This is a genomic window from Plantactinospora endophytica (genome assembly GCF_016862915.1).
Lineage (GTDB): Bacteria > Actinomycetota > Actinomycetes > Mycobacteriales > Micromonosporaceae > Plantactinospora > Plantactinospora endophytica.
The window spans coordinates 50148-70247 of sequence record NZ_BONW01000042.1 but is presented as its reverse complement, the minus strand read 5'-3'; the positions used below and the strand labels follow the sequence as shown (position 1 = coordinate 70247).

At 71.7% G+C, this 20100-nt stretch carries 11 protein-coding genes; 5 read left to right on the top strand and 6 right to left on the bottom strand.

All coding sequences use genetic code 11. From position 1 onward, the window contains the following. Window positions 1-98: 98 nt before the first annotated feature. Window positions 99-2888 carry a discoidin domain-containing protein gene (locus Pen02_RS42705; protein ID WP_203870525.1) on the top strand — a complete coding sequence of 930 codons (2790 nt, stop codon included), beginning with the start codon at window positions 99-101 and terminating at the stop codon, window positions 2886-2888. An 87-nt stretch (window positions 2889-2975) separates the two neighbouring features. Here the strand turns inward: Pen02_RS42705 and Pen02_RS35255 are convergent, their stop codons facing one another. Both Pen02_RS35255 and Pen02_RS35250 read right to left on the bottom strand, forming a co-directional pair. Further along, window positions 2976-4187 carry a right-handed parallel beta-helix repeat-containing protein gene (locus Pen02_RS35255; RefSeq protein ID WP_203870524.1) on the bottom strand — a complete coding sequence of 404 codons (1212 nt, stop codon included), beginning with the start codon at window positions 4185-4187 and terminating at the stop codon, window positions 2976-2978. Window positions 4188-4264: 77 nt separating this feature from the next. Beyond that, the gene (locus Pen02_RS35250; protein ID WP_203870523.1) at window positions 4265-5542 is read right to left on the bottom strand and encodes a pectate lyase; all 1278 of its coding nucleotides are present in this window, start codon (window positions 5540-5542) and stop codon (window positions 4265-4267) included. A gap of 679 nt (window positions 5543-6221) precedes the next feature. Here Pen02_RS35250 and Pen02_RS35245 point away from each other — a divergent pair. After that, the gene (locus Pen02_RS35245) at window positions 6222-9029 is read left to right on the top strand and encodes an immune inhibitor A domain-containing protein (RefSeq protein ID WP_239141814.1); all 2808 of its coding nucleotides are present in this window, start codon (window positions 6222-6224) and stop codon (window positions 9027-9029) included. Between the two features lie 138 nt (window positions 9030-9167). Here Pen02_RS35245 and Pen02_RS35240 read toward each other — a convergent pair whose 3' ends face one another. Then, window positions 9168-10601 (bottom strand): condensation domain-containing protein, encoded by a 1434-nt coding sequence (locus tag Pen02_RS35240; protein WP_203870521.1) that lies wholly within the window; start codon window positions 10599-10601, stop codon window positions 9168-9170. Window positions 10602-10924: 323 nt separating this feature from the next. On the opposite strand from Pen02_RS35240, the gene Pen02_RS35235 reads away from it, so the two are divergent. Continuing rightward, entirely contained in the window at window positions 10925-13090 is a 2166-nt protein-coding gene (locus Pen02_RS35235; RefSeq protein WP_203870520.1) for an amylo-alpha-1,6-glucosidase, read from the top strand. A gap of 73 nt (window positions 13091-13163) precedes the next feature. Next, window positions 13164-14375, top strand: a complete 1212-nt coding sequence (locus Pen02_RS35230) for an FUSC family protein (RefSeq protein ID WP_203870519.1) — start codon at window positions 13164-13166, stop codon at window positions 14373-14375. A gap of 143 nt (window positions 14376-14518) precedes the next feature. On the opposite strand, the gene Pen02_RS35225 is transcribed toward Pen02_RS35230, so the two are convergent. Both Pen02_RS35225 and pdxR read right to left on the bottom strand, forming a co-directional pair. Further along, window positions 14519-15070 carry a dihydrofolate reductase family protein gene (locus tag Pen02_RS35225; protein ID WP_203870518.1) on the bottom strand — a complete coding sequence of 184 codons (552 nt, stop codon included), beginning with the start codon at window positions 15068-15070 and terminating at the stop codon, window positions 14519-14521. 76 nt (window positions 15071-15146) lie between these two features. Then, window positions 15147-16601: a MocR-like pyridoxine biosynthesis transcription factor PdxR gene (gene pdxR, locus Pen02_RS35220; RefSeq protein ID WP_239141812.1), complete on the bottom strand. Its 1455-nt coding sequence runs from the start codon at window positions 16599-16601 to the stop codon at window positions 15147-15149. A gap of 46 nt (window positions 16602-16647) precedes the next feature. On the opposite strand from pdxR, the gene Pen02_RS35215 reads away from it, so the two are divergent. Then, window positions 16648-17589, top strand: coding sequence for an aldo/keto reductase (locus Pen02_RS35215; protein ID WP_203870516.1), 942 nt, complete (start codon window positions 16648-16650; stop codon window positions 17587-17589). A 157-nt stretch (window positions 17590-17746) separates the two neighbouring features. Here the strand turns inward: Pen02_RS35215 and Pen02_RS35210 are convergent, their stop codons facing one another. Continuing rightward, the gene (locus Pen02_RS35210; RefSeq protein WP_203870515.1) at window positions 17747-20044 is read right to left on the bottom strand and encodes an LLM class flavin-dependent oxidoreductase; all 2298 of its coding nucleotides are present in this window, start codon (window positions 20042-20044) and stop codon (window positions 17747-17749) included. Window positions 20045-20100 lie beyond the last annotated feature (56 nt).

Here is a 20100-nt window from a genome sequence, read left to right as displayed (position 1 = left end):
CCGAAGCGGGTGCCGTCCGTGCCAGGCGGGTGCTGCCCGCCGAACACGGACGCCCGGCTCGACCGGCGGTGATCCCGCCGTACCAGGAAGGAACCCCCGTGATCCCACGACGGCCGCGACACCTCCGGCGGATCCTCGCCGGAGCTGTCGTCACCACGGTCGTTGCCGGCCTGAGCGTCGTCTCAGGCCCGGCCCAGGCCGCGACACCCACCCCCGACCAGCAGTGGGCGGCGATCCAGTCGCTGCTCGCGAACATCAAGGGCCGCTGGACCGACCAGTCCTACGTCAACTCGATCGTCAACGGAATGCCGAGCACCGCCCTGCTCGGCAACGGCGACATCGGCGTCACCTCCGCCGGCTCCACCGGAGTGAAGACGTTCCTCGTCTCGAAGGGCAACTTCTGGCGCGGCAATCCCGGGCCGGCGGTCGCCCCGGTCGGCGGGGTCACCCTGGCCGCCGCCAGCGGGAGCTCCGGCTCGACCAACCTGGCGCTCGGCGCGACCGCCACCGCCACCAGCTCGCATCCGTCGTTCCCGCCGGCCCGCGCGGTCAGCGGGCAGTGGGGGAGCGGCTACGAGGGCTGGGTCTCCGAGGTCGGCAAGCCGCAGACCCTCACCGTCGACCTGGGCAGCGCGAAGACGTTCACCCGGTACATCGTCCGGCACGACAGCGCGGCCCGGCCGGCCGAGACGGCCAACAACACCCGCGACTTCCAGGTGCAGACGTCGACCGACAACCAGAACTGGACGACTATCGACACCGTCACCGGCAACACGGCGGCGGTCACCGACCGGACGGTGGCGTCGCGTACCGCCCGGTGGGTGCGGCTGGTGGTCAGCGAGCCGACCCAGGGCAGCACGCCGGACTCGCAGCAGAACCCACGGGCCCGGATCGGTCAGCTCGAACTCTACGGCGCGGGCGGCGGCCCCGGCGGCGGCGACCCGGGCGGGCCGTTCCTGGAGGAGCAGAACATCCTCCGGGGCGAGGTCGACACCACGATGACGATCGGCGGCCAGCCGGTGGTGCTGAAGACCTGGCTGGCGGCGAACGACAACGTGCTGGTCACCTCGATCCGGTCCACCGGCAGCGCGCCGGTGCGGCTGGAGGCGCGTACCTGGTCGGGTGCGACAAGTCCGACGGGCGGCTTCACCCAGACCTCCGGGGTTTCCGGCAGCACCACCTGGGCGGCCCGGACCACCCCGTCCGGCTCCCGCTGGGTGTCCCGGGCCGCGCTGGCCAGCCGGATCGTCGGCACCAGCCCGGTCGGCGCACCGACCTCGTCGGGCAACACCGCCCGGTTCCAGTTCGACCTGCAACCCGGCCAGACTGTACGGCTGACCACCGCCGTCGCGGGCGGTGGCGCCAACCCGGCCGATCCGGCGCCGAGCGCCCGGAGCCTCGCCGACGCGCAGACCGGTACCGGCCTGGACGCTCTCTACAACCAGCATGTCGAGTGGTGGAAGCAGTACTGGCTGCGCTCCTACGTCGACCTGAACGACGACGTGCTGGAGCGGTTCTACTACGCCGCCCAGTACTTCCTCGGGTCGGCGAGCCGCAACGGCAAGACCGCGCCGGGGCTGTACGGGCTCTGGATCACCAAGGACGACCCGTACTTCAGCGGCGACTACCACATGAACTACAACTTCAACGCCAACTTCTACGGGGCGTACTCGTCGAACCGGGCCGACTTCGCGATGCCGTTCATGGACGCGATCACCAGCTACCTGCCGGAGGCGCGGCGGCTGTCGGTGCAGGAGCTGCAACGGGTCAAGTCCGACTACGTCACGCCCCGGTTCGGCACCGGCGGCATCCCCGGCGGGGTGCTCTTCCCGGTCGGGATCAGCCCGTTCGGCGGTACCCCGGACACCAACTACTGGCAGCAGGTCGGCAACTCGCTGTTCGCCGTGGTGGAGTTCATCCGGTACTGGGACTACACCCGGGACCGCAGCTACCTACAGAACCGGGCGTACCCGTTCATGAAGGAGGTGGCGACCTTCTTCAGCCGGTGGATGGAGTACAACTCGGCGACCGGCCGGTACACCACCTGGGGCGGGCCGCACGAGGGCACCTGGGCGCGTAACCCGAGCCTGGACGTGGGGATGCTGCGCTACCTGCTGACCTCGCTGCTCGCCGCCAGCAACGAACTCGGTCTCGACGCCGGGTCGCGCCCGCTCTGGCAGCAGATGCTCAACGGCCTCCCGCCGATCGCCACCACCACGTACAACGGCAGGACGGTGTACGCGCTCGGCGACCCCGGCACGGTCTCCGACGGCCGGGCGATCCGGCCCGGTGACAACACCGTCAACCTGGAGTTCATCCATCCCGGCGAGGCGCTCGGGATCAACTCGCCGGCCGCCGACCGGCAGCGGGCGATCGACACGCTGGACGCGATGAACTCCTGGGGGCAGGACAACAGTTTCCCGAAGGTGTTCACCCAGGCGGCCCGGGTGGGCTATCCGGCGCAGAGCCTGATCGACCGGCTCAAGGCGCAGATCAATGCCAAGACCGACCCGAACCTGCGGATCCGCGACGAGTGGCACGGGCTGGAGAAGTCCGGCGCCACCGAGGCGGTGAACAACCTGCTGGTGCAGAGCGACGACGGCATCGTGACGGTGTTCCCGGTCTGGCCGACCGGCCGGGACGCCAGCTTCGTCAAGCTGCGGGAGCGGGACGCGTTCCTGGTGTCGAGCCAGCTCACCGGCGGCCGGGTGAGCTATGTGGACGTGACCAGCGAGCAGGGTCGGCAGCTCCGGCTGCGTAACCCGTGGCCGGGCCGGACGGTCGTGGTCACCCGGTCCGGCGGTGGCACGGTGACGCCGACGGTCAGCGGTGACGTCGTCTCGTTCCCGACCCAGGCCGGCGTGACGTACTCGATCACGTCCCCGTAACCCGCCATCACCCCGTGGCCGAAGCGGCGACGGACTCCACCGGCCCGGCGAGGGACTTCGCCGGGCCGGTGGCCGGTCGGGGACCGGCTACAGCCGGGCGCCGAGCTGGGGGTAGTTGCGCGGGCGCAGGAAGTCCGAGGGACGGATGTTGCCGTTCGTGTCGCGGGCGCCGGTCAACGTGGACGAGTTGGTGCTGACCAGGTCGGACGCGCTCCAGGAACCCTTGATGTTCCACGAGTTGCCGGTCGCGGTGGAGGAGCCGAGCGAGACCCCGGCGCCGTTGGCGACGGCGAGGTTCCCGGTCAGCCGGGACGTGGAGTTGGCGAACTTGAAACCGCCGTCGCCGTTGCGCCAGGCGCTGTTCCGGTCGACGGTGATGGTGCCCGGGTTGCCGTTGTCGATGAAGCCGCCGACCGCGTTGTCGAAGGCGACGCTGTTCCGGATGGTGTGGTTGGCCGGCGGGTCGGGGTCGCCGCCGCCCATCTTGAAGCCGTTGCCGTCGCCGACGTAGTCCGGCAGGTTCCACCGGTTGACGCCGTTGCCCCAGGCGGCCGAGTTCTCCACCAGGATCGGCGAGGTGAACAGCCAGGCGTCGAAGCCGTCGTCGGAGTTGTTCCACAACCGGGCGCCGCGTACGACGTTGCCGGTGCCCGAGCCCTCCTTGATGGCGAGCCCGTCGGCGCTCTCGCCGTTCTTGCGCGGGTCGCGGTTGCCGTACGCGTCGAGGTTGAGTACCTGGTTGTTGCTGGACGCGCTCTGGATCTGCACCCCGGACTCGTAGTTGTCCCGGGCGACGATCCGGTCGAAGACGTTGTTGTTGCAGTCCCGGCAGAAGATCGCGTACGGGCCGTGGATGATCTCCAGGCCCCGGAACCGCCAGTAGTCGGCCTCGATGTGCAGCACCCCGCGCTCCAGGTTGGGAATGCTGCCGCCGAGCGGCGCCGGGGTGTGCGGCAGGTTCTCCCCGTCGAGTACCACCCGTTCGCCGTTGTAGTTGGTGACCGTGTACGGGTTCGCCGACGTCCCGTCCTTCATGATCCGTACGTTGGTGCCGAACTGGTAGGTGCCACCGCGCAGCGCGATGGTCGTACCCGGGGTGGCGAGCGCGACCGCCTGGCCCAGCGTCGCCAGCGGCGCGCTCACGGTGCCCGGGTTGGCGTCGTTGCCGTTCGTCGCCACGACCAGTGTCGAGGCGGCGGCCCGGGCCGGGACGGTGGGGCCGAGGGTGGCGCCTCCGGTGGCGGCGACGGTGGCGGTCAGGGCCATGGTCAGTGCCGTTCGGTGCAGTCGTCGAGACATTCGAGGAACTCCCTGGTGGTCGACCGGGGGCGGGCCCGCGTGGTGGAGGCGCGGGCCCGCCCGGCGCGGCCCGGCTGCTACCGGTAGGTGAGGTCGGACGCGGAGTAGATGCAGTTGGTGCCGTCGGCGCCGGTGCCGACCTGGGTGGGCTCGTCGCCGCTGCTGTTGCCGTTGTACTTGCGGCAGATCACCATCGACCGGCCGGAGTCGTTGACGATGGTGATCCCGGTGAACCGGGCGGTGTCGCCGTAGTTGACGTTGACTCCGGCGACGGTGTTGCCGGGCCGGGTCAGCGTGACGTTGCGGATGACGACGTTGCGCCGGTGCTGGGTCGAGCAGTTGCCGCAGGAGCGGTAGAAGGTGCCGAAGTTGCTGGCCTGGAAGTTCTGGATGGTCAGCGTGCCGGGCCCGTTGTGCTGGAAGACCTTGTCGCTGGCGCTGCGCGCGCCGCCGCCGTCGACCAGGAAGCTCGGCGATCCGCTGCCCCGGAAGGTGGCGGCGTCCTCGCCCACGTCCTCCCACCAGACGTTGCGCAGGGTGCACGGCCCGGCACAGTGCACGCCGTCGCCGGCCGGCCCGCCGATGATGACGTTCTGTAGCGTGGCGCCGGAGGCCAGGCTGAACATCGGGTCCTGGCTCTCCTCCTGGCCGCCGTCGCCGATGCAGCAGTACCGTCGCATCCCGCCGTCCAGCGTGCCGGAGACCGAGATGGTGCCGTTGACGCCGACCTGGCCGGTCGGGGTGGGCCAGGAACCCGTCGGCGGCGGGTTCGTCGGCGGTGTGCCGCCACCGGTGACGACGACCAGCCGCCACTGCTGGTTGGCGCCGTTCAGGTCGGCGAACTGGGCGATCGGGGCGCCGTCGGCGGTCGACCACTCCCAGACGTCCAGGGCCTTGCTGGTGTGCCGGTTGATGAACCGGACGTGCCCGCCGTCGGAGTCGGCGAGCCGGAAGTGCTGCCGGGTGTTGTTGTTGTCGGTCATCTGGACCAGGCCGGTACCGTCGTTCGAGTTCGGCAGCTCCAGCACCTTGCCGCTGTGCACCGAGCGGATCTTGTAGTAGCCGCTCCCGGCGTCGACGAACCGCCACTGCTGGACGGCCAGGTCGTTGCGGGCGAACTGGACGATCGGGGCACCGTCGTTGGTGGCCCAGTTGTAGACGTCCATCGCCTTGCCGCTGTGCCGGGAGATGATCACGTAATTGGCGTTGGTGTCGACGGTGGCGGCCGAGGCGGTGCCGACGTCGACGATGCCGATCGTCGCCACGGCGGCCAGCGTGGTCGCGCCGGCGAGTACTGCCGCTCGCCAGCGTCCGGCGGGACGGGCGAGCCCGGCCGCCAGGGTGGATTGGGTCATCTGGGGACCTCCGGGAGCGTGGACGGTGGTGGGTGCGGATGGGAATGCGCTTTCCTGTGGACCGGGACTGTAGTTGATGCATCGATGGACGTCCAGATAACGGGGACTCGCCGAGAAACTTCCAAACCTTCGCTCACCTGCGCGGACGGCCGCGGCGTCGACGTCGGTCAGCCGGTGTGCCACGTTCTGGCCCGGCGTGGCGGCGGCGTCCCGGCGGAGGTCACGTTCCGGTCCACCGACCCGCCGGTCGCCCAAGGCCCGGCACCAGCCCGACGGCCGCTGCCGCCGACCATGGACGACTGCTGCATCAACCGGCCCGGTCGGCGCCGGCCCGGCCCCGGCAGCCCACGGAGCACTCCGGACAGCGGTGGGCGACGGGGCGTCGGCGCGGCTACCCGGGCGGCCCTCCGTCGCCCAGAAGTGCACGACCGCCTGCCGGAAACGTCCGTGCTGAAGGGCCGAGCGCGAACTGTCCGGTTGAAACTCTTGTGTGCCGCCGATTGGACAACGGTGGTTGTCCATGACTCTGCCGTCGCATAGCGTGCCTGTCGTTGCCTGCGTATCCGGGCGGATGCGTCGGGTGAGTTCTTCGCTCAGGGACGCGCGGAAGGGGAGGGACGTGCAAGGACGGATATTCGGCGGGGGGATGAGATGGGCAGGCGGGAAGAGACGGGCGCTGGTGACCGTACCCGTGCTGCTCGTCGCGGCGGCCGGAGTGGCGGTAGGCAGTGCGGGGCCGGCGACCGCCGACCGTTCGGCCCGGTTCAACCCGACGGAGCGGGACTACTACATCAACTACGTCGACGCGAAGGTCGAGCGGCCCAGCGACGGCCCGGAGGTGGTGGTCCAGAACGGCAAGCGCAAGGTCAAGCAGGCGAGCCCGGATCCGGTCGCCGTGTACGGTCGGAAGTTCTCCGAGGGCAACCCGGTCGCGGCCAGGGGGCTGGCCAAGACCGAGGCCGAGGCGATCCGGACCGGTAAGAACCCCCGGCACATCCGCTACAAGCAGGCCGACGAGACACAGGTCGCGAAGCTGCTGACCATCCTGGTCGAGTTCAACCCCAACGCGAACGACGACTTCAGCGGCGTGATGGTGCCGCAGGCGACCTTCGACGACGCCACCACGCCGCAGAACGAGCGGGACTGCGTGCCCGGCAACGTCCAGAACGGGCCGCTGCACAACAACATCCCGAACCCGGCGAAGGCGTCGCACCCGGACAACAACTCGATGTGGGTGCCGGACTTCTCCACCGAGCTGTACAACAAGATGCTCTACAGCCGGGAGGGCATCACCGAGCGGGTCCGCACCGACCTGCGCGGCCCGGACGGCAAGCGCGGCATCGACCTGCGCGGCTACACGATGCGCAACATGTACCTGGAGATGTCCAAGGGTGCGTACACCGTGGACGGCGAGGCGACCCCCTGGGTGACCGTGCCGCACTCGGAGGCGTGGTACGGCGCCGACACCTGCACGCAGTCCGACGGTGTCTGGGTCGCCGGGGCCAGCCAGGACATGAACGGGCACCCGGACAACCCGGCCGGGCCGGGCGCGCTCGGCGTCGACGCGGTGAACGTGCTGGCGGCGCAGAACCCGAACTTCCCGTGGGCCGACTACGACATCGAGGACGTCGCGGACTCCGACGGCGACGGCAACTTCAACGAGCCGGACGGCGTCGTCGACCACCTGGTACTGGTGCACGCCGGTGAGGACAAGTCGGGCGGCGGCGGCAAGGAGGGCCCGTACGCGATCTGGGCGCACTCGTCCGCGATCGTGCCCGGTCACACCATCCCGGGTACCGACAAGATGATCAGCAACTACATCGTCCAGCCGGAGGACTCCGGCGTCGGGGTCTTCGCCCACGAGTACGGCCACGACCTCGGCCTGCCCGACCTCTACGACATCGGCTCCGGCGGCGAGTCCGACGTCGACTTCTGGGACCTGATGTCCGCCGGCTCGCACACCGGCCCGATCTTCCAGGGCATCCCCACCCACATGGGCCTGTGGGACAAGTTCGTGCTGGGCTGGGCCGATCCGGTGATCCTCAACCCGGGCGACGACCCGGCCCGGGTCAAGCTGGGACAGACCTCGCGTACCCCGGTCGGCACCGAGGACGGTGTCCGGGTGAACCTGCCGGCCAAGCAGATCAGCCTCTCCACCCCGCACAGCGGGGAGGGCCAGTGGTGGACCAGCAACGACCAGTCCTGGGCGGACGTACGGCTGTCCCGCACGCTCGACGTGCCGGCCGGCGGTGACGTGCGGTTCTGGCTGTGGAACAACTACTCGATCGAGGAGGACTGGGACTACGGCTTCGTCGAGGTGTCCACCGACGGTGGCGGCACCTGGGCCGAGCAGAAGGTCTTCGACGCCGCCGGCAACCTCGTCTCCACCGACGACGGCGACGCCGACCCCAACGGCCGGCTGCGCGACTACGGCAACAAGAAGTACGGCCTGACCGGCAGCACCGGCGGCGAGTGGCGGCACGACTACGTCAACCTGACCGCCTTCGCCGGCCAGACCGTGCAACTGCGGCTGCGCTACGCCACCGACGCCGCGTTCGAGGACACCGGCTGGTTCACCGACGACTTCTCGGTCACCTCGGGCGGCACCACCACCTGGTCGGACGACGTCGAGGGCGGCGCGAACGGCTGGACCGCCACCGTCGGCACCTTCACCAACACCACCGGCGCCGGCTGGACCATCTCGCCCGGCGAGTTCTCCTATGCGCACTACTACCTCGCCGAGTGGCGCAACCACGACGGCTTCGACGAGGGCCTGAAGTACGCGTACCAGACGAACTACAACCGGGACGGTGCCTGGAAGGTGGACCGGGTGCCGTACAACGCTCCCGGCATGCTCGTCTGGTACCGGGACACCAGCTACGGCAACCTCAACCTGACCCTGAACAACCTGTTCGACCTGCCGAGTGTCGGATCCAAGGGCGGTCTGCTGATCGTGGACTCGCACTTCGACCCGATGCGCCGGCAGGGCCAGGCGGCGGCCAAGGACCCGTCGGGGCTGGACAACATGCCGTCGCGGCCACAGTCGTCCAACGCGGCGTTCAGCTTCGGCAAGACCTATCCGTTCACCGAGTGCTACGAGGCGCCGAACGAGCCGTTCAGCGCCTACTGCACGAAGATCAAGGCGCAGCCGGGGGTGAAGTCCTTCACCGACAGCAAGGGCTGGGCCCCGGGCATCGAGTACCGGCCGGATCTCGACGCGGCGAACCCGCTGTTCTTCCGGGACGCCGACGCCTCGGTCGTGCTGCCGTCGAAGGGCAACGCGCCCTACTCGACGCGGATCGTGGACAAGAACGGCAAGCCGGCGCGCAGCCAGTACGGCATCGACCTGGGTGGCGGGGTGCTGACCGGCACCGGCAACCCGGGCGAGGTGGCGCTCAACTTCGGCGTCCGGTTCGACCTGCTCCAGCCCGGCCAGCGTAACCAGTGGGCGGTCGTGCAGGTGGTCCCGCCCGCCGCCGCACCGTAACAGCACATCGGTCCGTGGGGCCGTCGCCGGCATCCGTCGGCGGCGGCCCCGTTCCGTGCCCGGACCCCGTGCCGGACCGGCGACGTCGGGCAACCGCAGGGTCTTCCGTCGACTCGACGGGGTACGGCGACCGAGCGGTTACCCGCGATCCGTCCCGGGCCGGCGCGGTTCGCTGTCGAGCCCGACCGACCGCGCGTGAGAGTGCCGGTCGGGCAGCGGCAGCTCGGACACCGGCGTACCGGGTGCCGTGCCGGCCGCGTCGAGCAGCACCACGTACGCCGCCAGCAGGCCCTCGACGAACGGGCCGGCGTAGCGGTCGGCGTCGTACTCGGCCCGTACCTCGGCGTCCCGGCCCGACTCGTCGACCAGCAGGGTCAGTTCGAACCTGCCGGTGTCGGCGTCCAGCGGCACCTCGTCGACGGTGCAGGACGGGAGGGTCAACGTGGCCGACGGATCGGCGCCCCGGTGGGTGAAGCAGACCTGCGCCAGCGGCGGCCGGGCGCCGTCCCGGGGCGCGGCGAGGTCGGCGACGAGCTGCTCGAAGGGCAGGTCCTGGTGTTCGAGTACACCGAGCGTCGCGCGCCGGGTCCGGGCCACCAGCTCGGCGAAGGTGGGTGCGCCGGTCAGGTCCACCGGCACCGGCAGGGTGTTGACGAACAGCCCGACCACCTCGGCCGTCTGCGGGTGCTCCCGGTTGGCCACCGGAATGCCGACCAGCAGCCGGTCCGCCCCGCCGTAGCGGCCGAGCAGCACGCCGTACGCGGCGAGCAGCACGGTGGACGCGGTGCCGCGCTGCTGCCGGGCGAGCGCGTCGACGGCGTACCGGGTCGGGGCCGGGAGCGGCACGGACCTGCGGTGCCGCCGGGTCTGCGGCCGGATCTCGGTGCACGCCTGCGCCGGCAGGTCCAGGATCCGGGGTACGTCGTCGAGGGCCGCCCGCCACCAGGCGCGCAGGTCCCTGCGGCGGATGCCGGAGAGCCGGTGCCGCTGCCAGACCGCCCAGTCGACGTACCCGATCGAGGGCTCCGGCAGCGTGGTCGGACCGTTGACGAGCGCCTTGACGTAGCCGACGCCGAGGTCGCGCAGCAGGATCTCGATCGACCGGCCGTCGGCGACGAGCTGGTGGACCGCCACCACGAGCAGGTGGTGGCAGGGCGCCAGCCGCAGCACCAGGAACCGGATCGGTGGGCCCGTCGCCAGGTCGAAGGGTTGCCGTACGGCCTGCTGCGCCGCTGCCAGCGCCTCGGCGCGCGGGTCCGGCCGGTCGCTGTGGTCGACGATCCGCAGCGGCACCGGCCCGGGAGGTTCGATCCGCTGCACCGGCCCGTCCGGGGTGTGCAGGAAGACGCTGCGCAGCGCCTCGTGCCGGCGTACCACCGCGGTCACGGCGTGCCGCAGCGCGGCGAGGTCGAGGTGGCCGGCGATGTCGAAGCAGCGGCCGAGCACCCACCGGCTGCCGGCTCCGGGCGGCGGATCGGCCTCCAGGTCCTGGTCGTAGGGTGGCACCTCGCCCGGTCGGGCGGCGAGCCACAGCGCCTCCTGTGCGAAGGAGAGCGGGAAGGTCGGGGTCATCGGTGTTGCCCGGCGCTCCGGCCCCGCCGCGCGATCCGTTCAGCGTGACCGCCGCCGAGGGTGTCGGCGAGGCTGGCGGTGTCGACGTTCTCCGGCATGCGTGTTCCGTCCTCGCGGCGGCGGCTGACGATTCCACCGTCACAGGATCGACTGAACGGAGACTGGAGGCGGGCTGTCGGCGGCGGTCCGGGCCGCCGGTCACGGCCCCGGCCTGCTCCGATGGCTCTGCGACGGGTACTCGCGTTCGTGTCGACGGCGGAGGCGTGAGCCAGTAGCATTACGGGTTATATGCACGCATTCCGCTTCCCTTCACGGAGGTGCGCGTGACGACGACCGGTCGACGGCGACCGACGCCCGCCGACCCGAGCCCGGAGCCGGTGACGGACGGCCAGGTGCCGAGCGGAACCGACCGGGACCTACCGCCCGAGCTGGGGCCGGACGCCGTCGGCGTACTCGACGGGCTGACCTTCATGCTCTCCGATGCGAGCGGAGACGTGCCGGCCGGCTCGATCGGCGGGCTGATCCACGAGGACACCCGCTTCCTGAGCCGCTGGCAGCTCCTGCTTGGCGGCGCCCGGCCGCTGCTGCTCGGCTCCAGCTCGGTCGACCCGTACTCGGCGGCCTTCTTCCTGGCCAACCCGGAGCTGCCGGACCTGCCCGCCAACCGGGTCGGGATCCGCCGGCAGCGGTTCGTCGGCGAGGGCATGTTCGAACGGATCTCGGTGCAGTGCTTCACCAACCAGCGGGTGCCGATCGAGCTGCGACTCGGGGTGGATGCCGACTTCGCCGACCTGTTCGAGATCAAGGAGCAGCTCCGGGACCGTTCCGCGCAGATCGTCCGGGACCACGCCACCGACGGTTCCCGGCTCAGGTTCGGCTACGACAACGAGGGCTTCACGGTCGCCACCGAGGTCCGGGCGATCCCGCCGGCCAGCCGGCTCGACGGCGACGACCTGGTCTGGGACCTGGTGCTGCACCCGGGGGAGAGCTGGCAGGTCGAGCTGCACGTGCCGCTGCGGTACGTCAACATCGACATCGTGCCGACCCGCCGCGAGTTCGGCGAGGTGTTCGAGGTCGACGGCGGTACCGATCCGGCCAGCCGGTGGCAGACCAGCCGGCCCGACGTGCACGCCGACGCGGACCTGGTCTGCGACGTCTACCACCAGTCGATCGCCGACCTGGTCTCGATGCGGGTCGAGAAGGAGGTCTCCGGGCAGCGGGTGGTCATCGTCGCCGCCGGGCTGCCCTGGTTCCTCACCCTGTTCGGGCGGGACTCGGTGATCACCGCCTACCAGGCGATGATCGCCGGGCCGGAACTCGCACACGGGACGCTGCGCACCCTCGCCGCGCACCAGGCCACCGACTCGGACGCCTTCACCGACCGCGAGCCGGGCAAGATGCCGCACGAGCACCGCAGCGGCGAACTGACCCGGCTCGGCGTCAAGCCGCACAACCCGTACTACGGCTCCGCCGACACCACCCAGCTCTGGCTGGTGCTGCTCTCCGAGTACTGGCGCTGGACCGGTGACGAGCAGCTCCTGCACGAGGTACGGGACAACGCGTACGCCGCGCTGCGCTGGATCGACGAGTACGGCGACCGGGACCGCGACGGCTACGTCGAGTACGCCACCCGGTCCACCCAGGGGCTGGGCAACCAGTGCTGGCGGGACTCCTGGAACGGCGTGCAGTCCGCCGACGGGGCGATCCCGGTGCTGCCGATCGCGACCTGCGAGATCCAGGGGTACACCTACGACGCGAAGCTGCGGCTGGCCGAGCTGGCCGACGGCCCGTACGCGGATCCGGCGCTGGCCCGGCGGCTGCGCGACGATGCCGCCGACCTCGCCGACCGGTTCAACCGGGACTTCTGGCTCGACGACCGGGGCGGCTACTACGCCCTCGGCCTGGACGGGGACAAGCGGCCGATCGACGCGATGACCTCCAACATGGGGCACCTGCTGTGGAGCGGCATCGTGCCGGCGGAGCGGGCCGGCGTACTGGCCCGGCAGCTCATGTCCGACCAGCTCTTCTCCGGCTGGGGCGTGCGTACCCTGTCCACCGGCGACCGCGGCTACAACCCGATCGGCTACCACCTCGGCACCGTCTGGCCGCACGACAACTCGCTGATCGCCTACGGGCTGAGCCGGTACGGCTTCCGGGCGGAGGCGAACCGGATCATCGAGGCGATGATGGACGCGGCCCGACACTCCGACAACCGGCTGCCGGAGGCGTTCTCCGGGTACGACCGCTCGTTCGGCCGGGTCCCGGTGCCGTACCCGACCGCGTGCAACCCGCAGGCCTGGGCCAGCGCCGCGCCGCTGCTGTTCCTGCGGACCATGTTCGGACTGGAGCCCAGCGACGGCCGGTTCGTGCTGGACCCGGCCGTCCCAGAGCGGTTCGGACGGATCCAGCTCAGCCGGGTGCAGGGCTTCGGGCAGTGCTGGGAGGTCGAGGTCAACCGCGACCAGGGCCATCTGCGGCTGGTGCCGTGAGCCGCGACCGGGCCGCGTCGTCCGGCACCGGCGGGGCAGCGGTTAACGATGTGGATCGTGGGTAAGCGGGGCCATGCGTGCTGGCCGGGACTCCGCTGCGGTCGACGGCGTCGATCTCGACCAGAGCCACATCGTCGAGGCGCTGGCCCAGTTGCGCGAACGGTCCCAGGCCACCGTCCGGGACCGGTGGCACGCCACCCGGTTCAACCTGATGCTGGCCGCCCAGGCCGGGCTCGCCGCCGGACTCGCCTGGGCGCTCTCGAACGACCTGCTGAGGAACCCGGATCCGGTCTTCGCGCCGATCGCGGCGATCGGCACCATCGCCGGCTCGGTCGGCCAGCGGTTGCGCCGGAGCGTCGAGCTGATCATCGGGGTTGCGGTCGGCATCGGCATCGGCGACCTGCTGATCTACGTCATCGGCAGTGGCGCCTGGCAACTCGGCATCATCGTGGCGCTGGCGATCGTGCTCACCATCTTCCTCGGCGGCGGGCCGGCGGTGGTGAACCAGGCGGCGGCGACCGCGATCCTGATCACGGTACTCACCCCGGCGTCGCCGGACGTCGAACTCCTCCGGGTGATCGACGCGCTGATCGGCGGGTTCGTCGCCCTCGGCGTGATCGCGCTGCTGCTGCCCTTCAACCCGTTACGCCTGGTGGACCGCGCCGCACAGCCGGCCCTGGACCGGCTCGCCGACCAGTTGAATGAGACCGCCGAGGCGCTGGCGACCCACGACGCGCCACGGGCACAGCGGGCGCTGGACCGGCTGACCGAGATCGAGGAGTACATGGACGGGCTACAGGAGGCGTTGGAGGGCGGCCGGGAGACCACCATCCTCTCGCCGGCCCGCTGGCATCGGCGCGGCGCGCTGAGCCAGTACTTCGAGGGTGCCGAGTTCATCAACCACGCGGTGCAGAACAGTGGCACCCTCGTACGCCGGGCGGTGACGGCGCTGGAGGACGGCGAGCCGATCCCGTCCTCGTTGTCGTCGGCGGTGGCCGCGCTGGCGGACGCGGTCCGGATGCTCCGGCACGACCTGGGCGTCGGCACACTGCCGAAGGCCGCCCGGCAGTGCGCGCTCAGCGCGGTCACCGCCGCCGGCCGGGCGTACAAGGACGGTGTCGGCTTCTCCGGCAGCGTGGTCGTCGCCCAGGTGCGGACGACCGCGAGCGACCTGCTCCGGGCCACCGGGATCGAACGGGTCGAGGCCAACCGCCTGGTCCGGTGGGCGGTCGGCCGCGACGTCGGGCCCGGGGAGCCGGCCGGTACGGCGCCCCGCTCCGACTGAGCCGGGCGCCCCCCGGAGGGCAGGCCCTCGGTTCGCCTCGTGCACCTTGACCGGCCGAGCGTCGTCACGGGTCCGCCCCCGACCCGTGCGACGGGGGCGGGCCGGGCATCACGGCGGCCCGACCCGTGCCTCCGTCAGCGGTTTCAGGCGGCGGCGGGCCGGTAGGTGGCGATGATGACCCCGCTCTTCGTGACCCGGGTGTCGGTCAGCTCCAGCGACGTCCTGACGTCGTCGAGCGCCGAGCTGACCGTCGGGCCGCCCTCGAACACCGGGCAGATCCAGAACCGGACCTCGTCGAGCAGTCCGGCCCTGAGCAGGGTGTGCGTCACGGTGCCGTAGCCGTACATCAGGATGTCCCTGCCCTCGCCCTGCTTGAGCCGGGTGACCGCTTCGACCAGGTCGCCCTGGAGCACCTCGCTGTTGTTCCACTCCGGGCCGGTGAGGGTGGTCGAGGCGACGTACTTCTTGACGTTGTTGAAGAAGGCGGCACCGGTGGTCGGGTCGCTCTCGTCCCGCTGCGGCCAACTGGCGGCGAAGCCCTCGTAGGTGTGCCGCCCCATCAGCAGCGCGTCGGCGGCCTCGGTCTGGCTGCCGGCGAACGCGGCGGCCTCCTCGTCGAAGTACGGCATGCTCCACATCGGGTTCTCGATGACGCCGTCCAGGGTGATGTAGGTCGAGCAGATGATCTTGCGCATCGGGGTGCCTTCCGTCGTACTGTCGCTGTCGACGGCAACACTGCCGGAGCGTCCTTACGATCCGCTTCAGGTGACCTTAAGCAGGTCGGCGCGGCGGCACGGGTAACGCCCGGCGCCGTGACCGGGGCGCCTCCAGCGCCTTGCGGAGCAGTGCGACGGCCGGCGGGATCTCCGCGTCGGTGATGTTGCCGTAGCCGAGCACCAGTGCGGGCGGCCCCGACCGCCCCGACCGGTACGCGTCGAGGTCGACCAGCCGCAGCCCCGATCCGGCCGCCGCCGTGACCACCGTGTCGGTGTCGGTGCCGTCCGGCAGGTGCAGCAGGATGTGCAGTCCGGCGGCGGTGCCGGCGACCCGGCTCTGCGGCACCCGGGCGGCCAGCTCCCGGACGAGTACGTCCCGGCGGGTCCGGAAACGCCGCCGGGCCGCCCGCAGGTGGGTGTCGTACCAGCCCCGGTCGACGAAGGTGGCCAGGGCGAGCTGGTCCAGTACCGGCGGCGGTGCCGCGACGGCGTTCGCCGCCATCAGTGCCGGTAACCGGGCCGGCGGCGCGACCAGCCAGCCCAGCCCCAGGGCGGGCGAGAGGGTCTTGCTGACCGAGCCGACCAGGAACACCCGGCGCGGGTCCAGGCCCTGCATCACCGCGATCGGGCGGCGGTCGTACCGGAACTCGGCGTCGTAGTCGTCCTCGACCACGTACCCGTCGACCGCGCGCGCCCAGCGCACCAGTTCCGCCCGCCGGGCCGGCGACAGCATCGCCCCGGTCGGGAACTGGTGCGCCGCGCCGACCACCACGGCCCGGGGTCCGCCGGCCCGGGCCAGCTCGGCCACGCGTACCCCCTCCCGGTCCACCGGCACCGGATGGATCCGCAGCCCGGCGCTGGTCACCGCGTCCCGTAGCCGTCCCCAGCCCGGGTCCTCGACCGCCACCTCGGCGATCCCCTCGGCGCGCAGCGCCCGGCAGATTCGGAACAGCCCGTCGGTGATGCCGGCGCAGACCACCACCGAGCCCGGCTGCGCCTCGGCGCCCCGGGACCGGCGCAGGTACTCCGCGACCGTGCCGCGCAGCCCCGGATGGCCGGCCGGATCGGGCGGGCCGAGGTCGTAGCGCCCGGCCGAACCGGTGACCGCGTGCACCGCCTCCGCCCACCGGCGACGGGGGAAGGCCCGCAGGTCGGGCAGGCCGGGCGCCAGGTCGTACCGGACCGGTGGCTGTGTCGGGCCGGAGGTCGCGCGGCGCGCCGGGATGGTCTCCGGCGACCACGACACCCGGGTGGCGGAACCGACCCGGGCCGCGAGGTATCCCTCGGCGATTAGTTGGCCGTACGCCTCGGTCACCACCCACCGGGAGCAGGCCAACTCCTCGGCCAGCGCCCGGCTGGGCGGCACGGCGGCGCCGGTGCCGAGCCGGCCGTCCCGGATCGCGGCCCGCAGCGCCCGGGTCAGCCGGTCGTGCAGCGGACGCCGGCCGGCTTCCCGGGGCTCGATGTCCAGCAGCGTCGCCCACGCCGAATTGGTCTGGGAATCCGCCACGACATTGGAGCGTACCGCCCGTCCGATCGCGCCTACCGTTTTTTCCATGACCTACGACATCGCGCTCGGCGCCATGCTCTTCGGCACCGTCCAGGACGAGCGGCGCTCCTTCGAGATCCTTGACCACTTCGTCGAGGCCGGCGGCGTCTGGATCGACACGGCCAACTGCTACGCCTTCTGGGAGCACCCCAGCGGCTTCGGCGGGCAGAGCGAGGAACTGCTCGGGCGCTGGCTGGCCCGGCGGCCCGGCGTCCGGGACCGGGTGAAGATCAGCACCAAGGTGGGCTGCGAGCCGACCGTGGCCGGCCGGTTCCCGGAGACCGCCGAGGGCCTCTCCGCCCCGGTGGTCAAGAACGGGATCGAGGGCAGTCTCCGCCGGCTCGGCACCGACCACGTCGACCTGTACTGGGCACACAAGGAGGACCGCCGTACGCCGTTGGCGGAGACGGTCGCGGCCTTCGACGAACTCGTCTCGGCCGGTACGGTCGGCGCGCTCGGCTGCTCCAACTACGCCGTCTGGCAGGTGGAGCGGGCTCGGGAGATCGCCCGGGCGAACGGGCTGACCGGGTTCACGGCGGTGCAGCAGCACCGCAGCTACCTCAGGCCACGCCCCGGCACCCGGCCGACCGTGGTGCACCGGTTCGGCGAGGTCAGCGACGAGGTGGTCGACTACCTGGAGTGCCACCCCGAGATGTCGCTGTGGGCGTACACGCCACTGCTGGGTGGCGGGTACACCCGGGCGGACAAGCCGCTGCCGCCGGAGTACGCGCACCCCGGCACCGACCGCCGGCTCGCCGTCCTCGACGAGGTCGCCGCAGAGACCGGTACCACCCGCAACCACGTGGTGCTGGCCTGGCTGACCGGCGGCAGTCCCGCCGCCGTCCCGATCGTCGGGGTGAGCACGGTCGCGCAGTTGCGGGAGGCGCTGGCCGGGGTGGCCCTGGTGCTCACCGCCGAGCAGCGCGAACGCCTCGACTCGGCAACCTGATCCGACGGTTCGACTCGGGCGATCCGATCCGACGGCCCGACCCGGTGGCCCGACCGGGCGGGCCGGGCGGCGCCGGTGTGTGGGTACGGGGGACCGGCGCGGGTCCGGGTGACCACCGCGAGGGTGGCCACCCGGACCCGGTGCCCGCGCTCCGGTCTTACGGCACGAGTGCTGCCTCGGTGTCGTCGGGCACGGCGGGCGGGACGGGGAAGTTGCGGTCGAAGACGTTGTCGGGGTCGTAGACCGCCTTGACGGCGCGCAGCCGGCCGAGGGTCGGCTCGGGAAACGCGTCGAGCAGGCGCTCCGGGGCGGTGTCTGCCTCGAAGCTGAGGTACATGCCGTCGAGGTGCGGGTAGAGGTCGGCCCAGAGGCGGTCGAGTCGGGCCCGCCGCTCGGGGACGGTCGCGGCGAGCACCGAGAAGTTCTGCGTCCGGTGCGGATAGGCCGTCTCGTCTCGGGCGACGTCGTTGACGGCACCGCCGACCGACCGGAACTGCACCACCAGTACGTCGCCGGAGCGGATCATCTTCGCCACCGCGTCGGCGGCCGGCGCGGTGATGTGCGGCAGCAGCCCGCTGTGGGTGTCCGCCAGTCCCTGGCCGTGGTGCTGGTTGCCGGGCGGGGCGACGATCGCCGGGTACGGCACGAGCTGCGCCTGCTGGTCGAGGATCGGTCCCAGTTCCAGGAACGGGCGCAGTGCCGCCTCGGCCGCCTCGACGTCGTCCCCGGCGTAGACCAGCGTGACCTGGGCCATCGGCGGACCGCCGCGCCGGTTGGGGAAGAGCGAGAGGAAGCTGGTGATCTCCCGTGGCGCGTCCTCGACCAGCCGGCCCCAGCGTCCCAGCAGCTCGGCCGGCTCGGACGCGTCCACGACGAGCTGGGCGTAGACGACGTTGCCGACCTCGTACGCCTCCAGTTCCAGGGCGGTGACGACGCCGAAGTTGCCGCCGGCGCCCCGGATCGCCCAGAACAGGTCGGCGTGCTGTTCCCGGTCGGCCCGGAGCAGCCGGCCGTCGGCGGTGACGATCTCGGCCGCGACGACGTGGTCGATGGTCAGGCCGTACCTGCGGGCCAGGTAGCCGATTCCGGCGGTGGTGGCGAGCCCGCCGACGCCGACGTCGCCGTAGTCGCCGGAGCTCATCGCCAGCCCGTACGGGGCGAGTGCCTGGGCGACGTGTCCCCACCGGGCGCCCGGTTCGAGCCGGATCCGTCGGGTGGCCCGGTCGAGCACCTCCACCCTGTTCAGCTTCGACATGTCGAGCACGATGCCGCCGTCGTTCGTCGACCGGCCGCTGATGCCGTGTCCGCCGCTGCGTACCGAGATCGTCACCTGTTGGGAGCGGGCGTAGCCGAGGGCCTCGGCCACCTCGGCGGGGTTCTCGGGCCGGATCACCAGTGCGGGGGAGCCCTGATGGCTGTAGCTGTGCCGGACCCGGTCGTACTCCGGGTCGCCGGGTTCGATTGCCCGGTCGGCCAGCGCTGCCGGCAGTGCGTCGTAGTCGATCCCGGGCTGCCGCCTGGCCAGCGCGATCGCCGGCCGTACCGGTCCGGTCGGGGTGTCGTTCTTGCGCCGCTCGGTGGCGACGGCCTCGCGCAGCGCCGGTGCCACCTCCTCGCCGAAGGTCTGGAGCAGGCGCGGGTCGTCGCGGCCGATCAGGAACGCGCTGAACCCCTCGTCCAGCACGAGCGGGAGCAGTTGGTCCACCCACTGCTCGGGCGGACCCTGGAGGAAGCCTCGCCCGGTGGGGGAGAAGTCGACCTGCATGATGTTGAGCAGTCGGCGGATCTGCCGGGGGTCGCGTCCGGCCGCGACGGCCGCCTCGTCGATCAGGCGGTTGGCGGTGGCCCGGTCGGGGGTGTCGAGGTACTCCTGGGTCGGCAGCCAACCGTCGCCCTTGCGCCCGGTCAGCGCCAGCATCCGGGGCTTGTACGCCCCCAGCCAGATCCCGATGTCGTGTGCCGGAGCGGGTCCACGGCGCATCCCGGGTACCGGGTAGTGCTTGCCGGACAGCCGGAGCGGTCCCGCCGTGCTGTCCCACACCCCGCGCAGTACGTCGATCGCCTCGCTCAGCGCGTCCACGCCCTGCCCGGTGCCGAGCCGGCGTCCGCCCATGCCCTCGATCGCGTCCCAGAACGCCCCGGCGCCGAGCCCGAGTTCGAACCGTCCCTTGGCGAGCAGGTCCAGGCTGGCGGCGGCCCGGGCCAGCACGGCCGGTGGCCGCAGCGGCAGGTTGAGGACGTTGGCCGAGACCCGGATCCGCTGGGTCCGGGCGGCGACCCAGCTCAGCAGGGTCCAGGTGTCGAGGAATGCCGGGTTGTAGGGGTGGTCCTGGAACGTGGCGAGGTCCAGGCCGGCCGACTCCGCGAGTTCGGCGAGGCCCACCGCCCGCTCCGGCGCCTGCGCGCCGGGGGTGATGAACGCCCCGAACAGGAGTTGATGGCCGTAGTCAGGCATTGTGCGCCTCCGTGCAGGTCGGTTGCCCGAGGTGAAGTCTAGGAGCCATATCTTCT

Excerpts from the sequence above, each read along its gene's own strand:
- Pen02_RS35250 (WP_203870523.1), bottom strand. The coding sequence starts at position 5,542 with ATGACCCAATCCACCCTGGCGGCCGGGCTCGCCCGTCCCGCCGGACGC.
- Pen02_RS35240 (WP_203870521.1), bottom strand. The coding sequence starts at position 10,601 with ATGACCCCGACCTTCCCGCTCTCCTTCGCACAGGAGGCGCTGTGGCTC.
- Pen02_RS35255 (WP_203870524.1), bottom strand. The coding sequence starts at position 4,187 with ATGTCTCGACGACTGCACCGAACGGCACTGACCATGGCCCTGACCGCC.
- Pen02_RS35215 (WP_203870516.1), top strand. The coding sequence starts at position 16,648 with ATGACCTACGACATCGCGCTCGGCGCCATGCTCTTCGGCACCGTCCAG.
- Pen02_RS35210 (WP_203870515.1), bottom strand. The coding sequence starts at position 20,044 with ATGCCTGACTACGGCCATCAACTCCTGTTCGGGGCGTTCATCACCCCC.
- Pen02_RS35230 (WP_203870519.1), top strand. The coding sequence starts at position 13,164 with ATGCGTGCTGGCCGGGACTCCGCTGCGGTCGACGGCGTCGATCTCGAC.
- Pen02_RS35225 (WP_203870518.1), bottom strand. The coding sequence starts at position 15,070 with ATGCGCAAGATCATCTGCTCGACCTACATCACCCTGGACGGCGTCATC.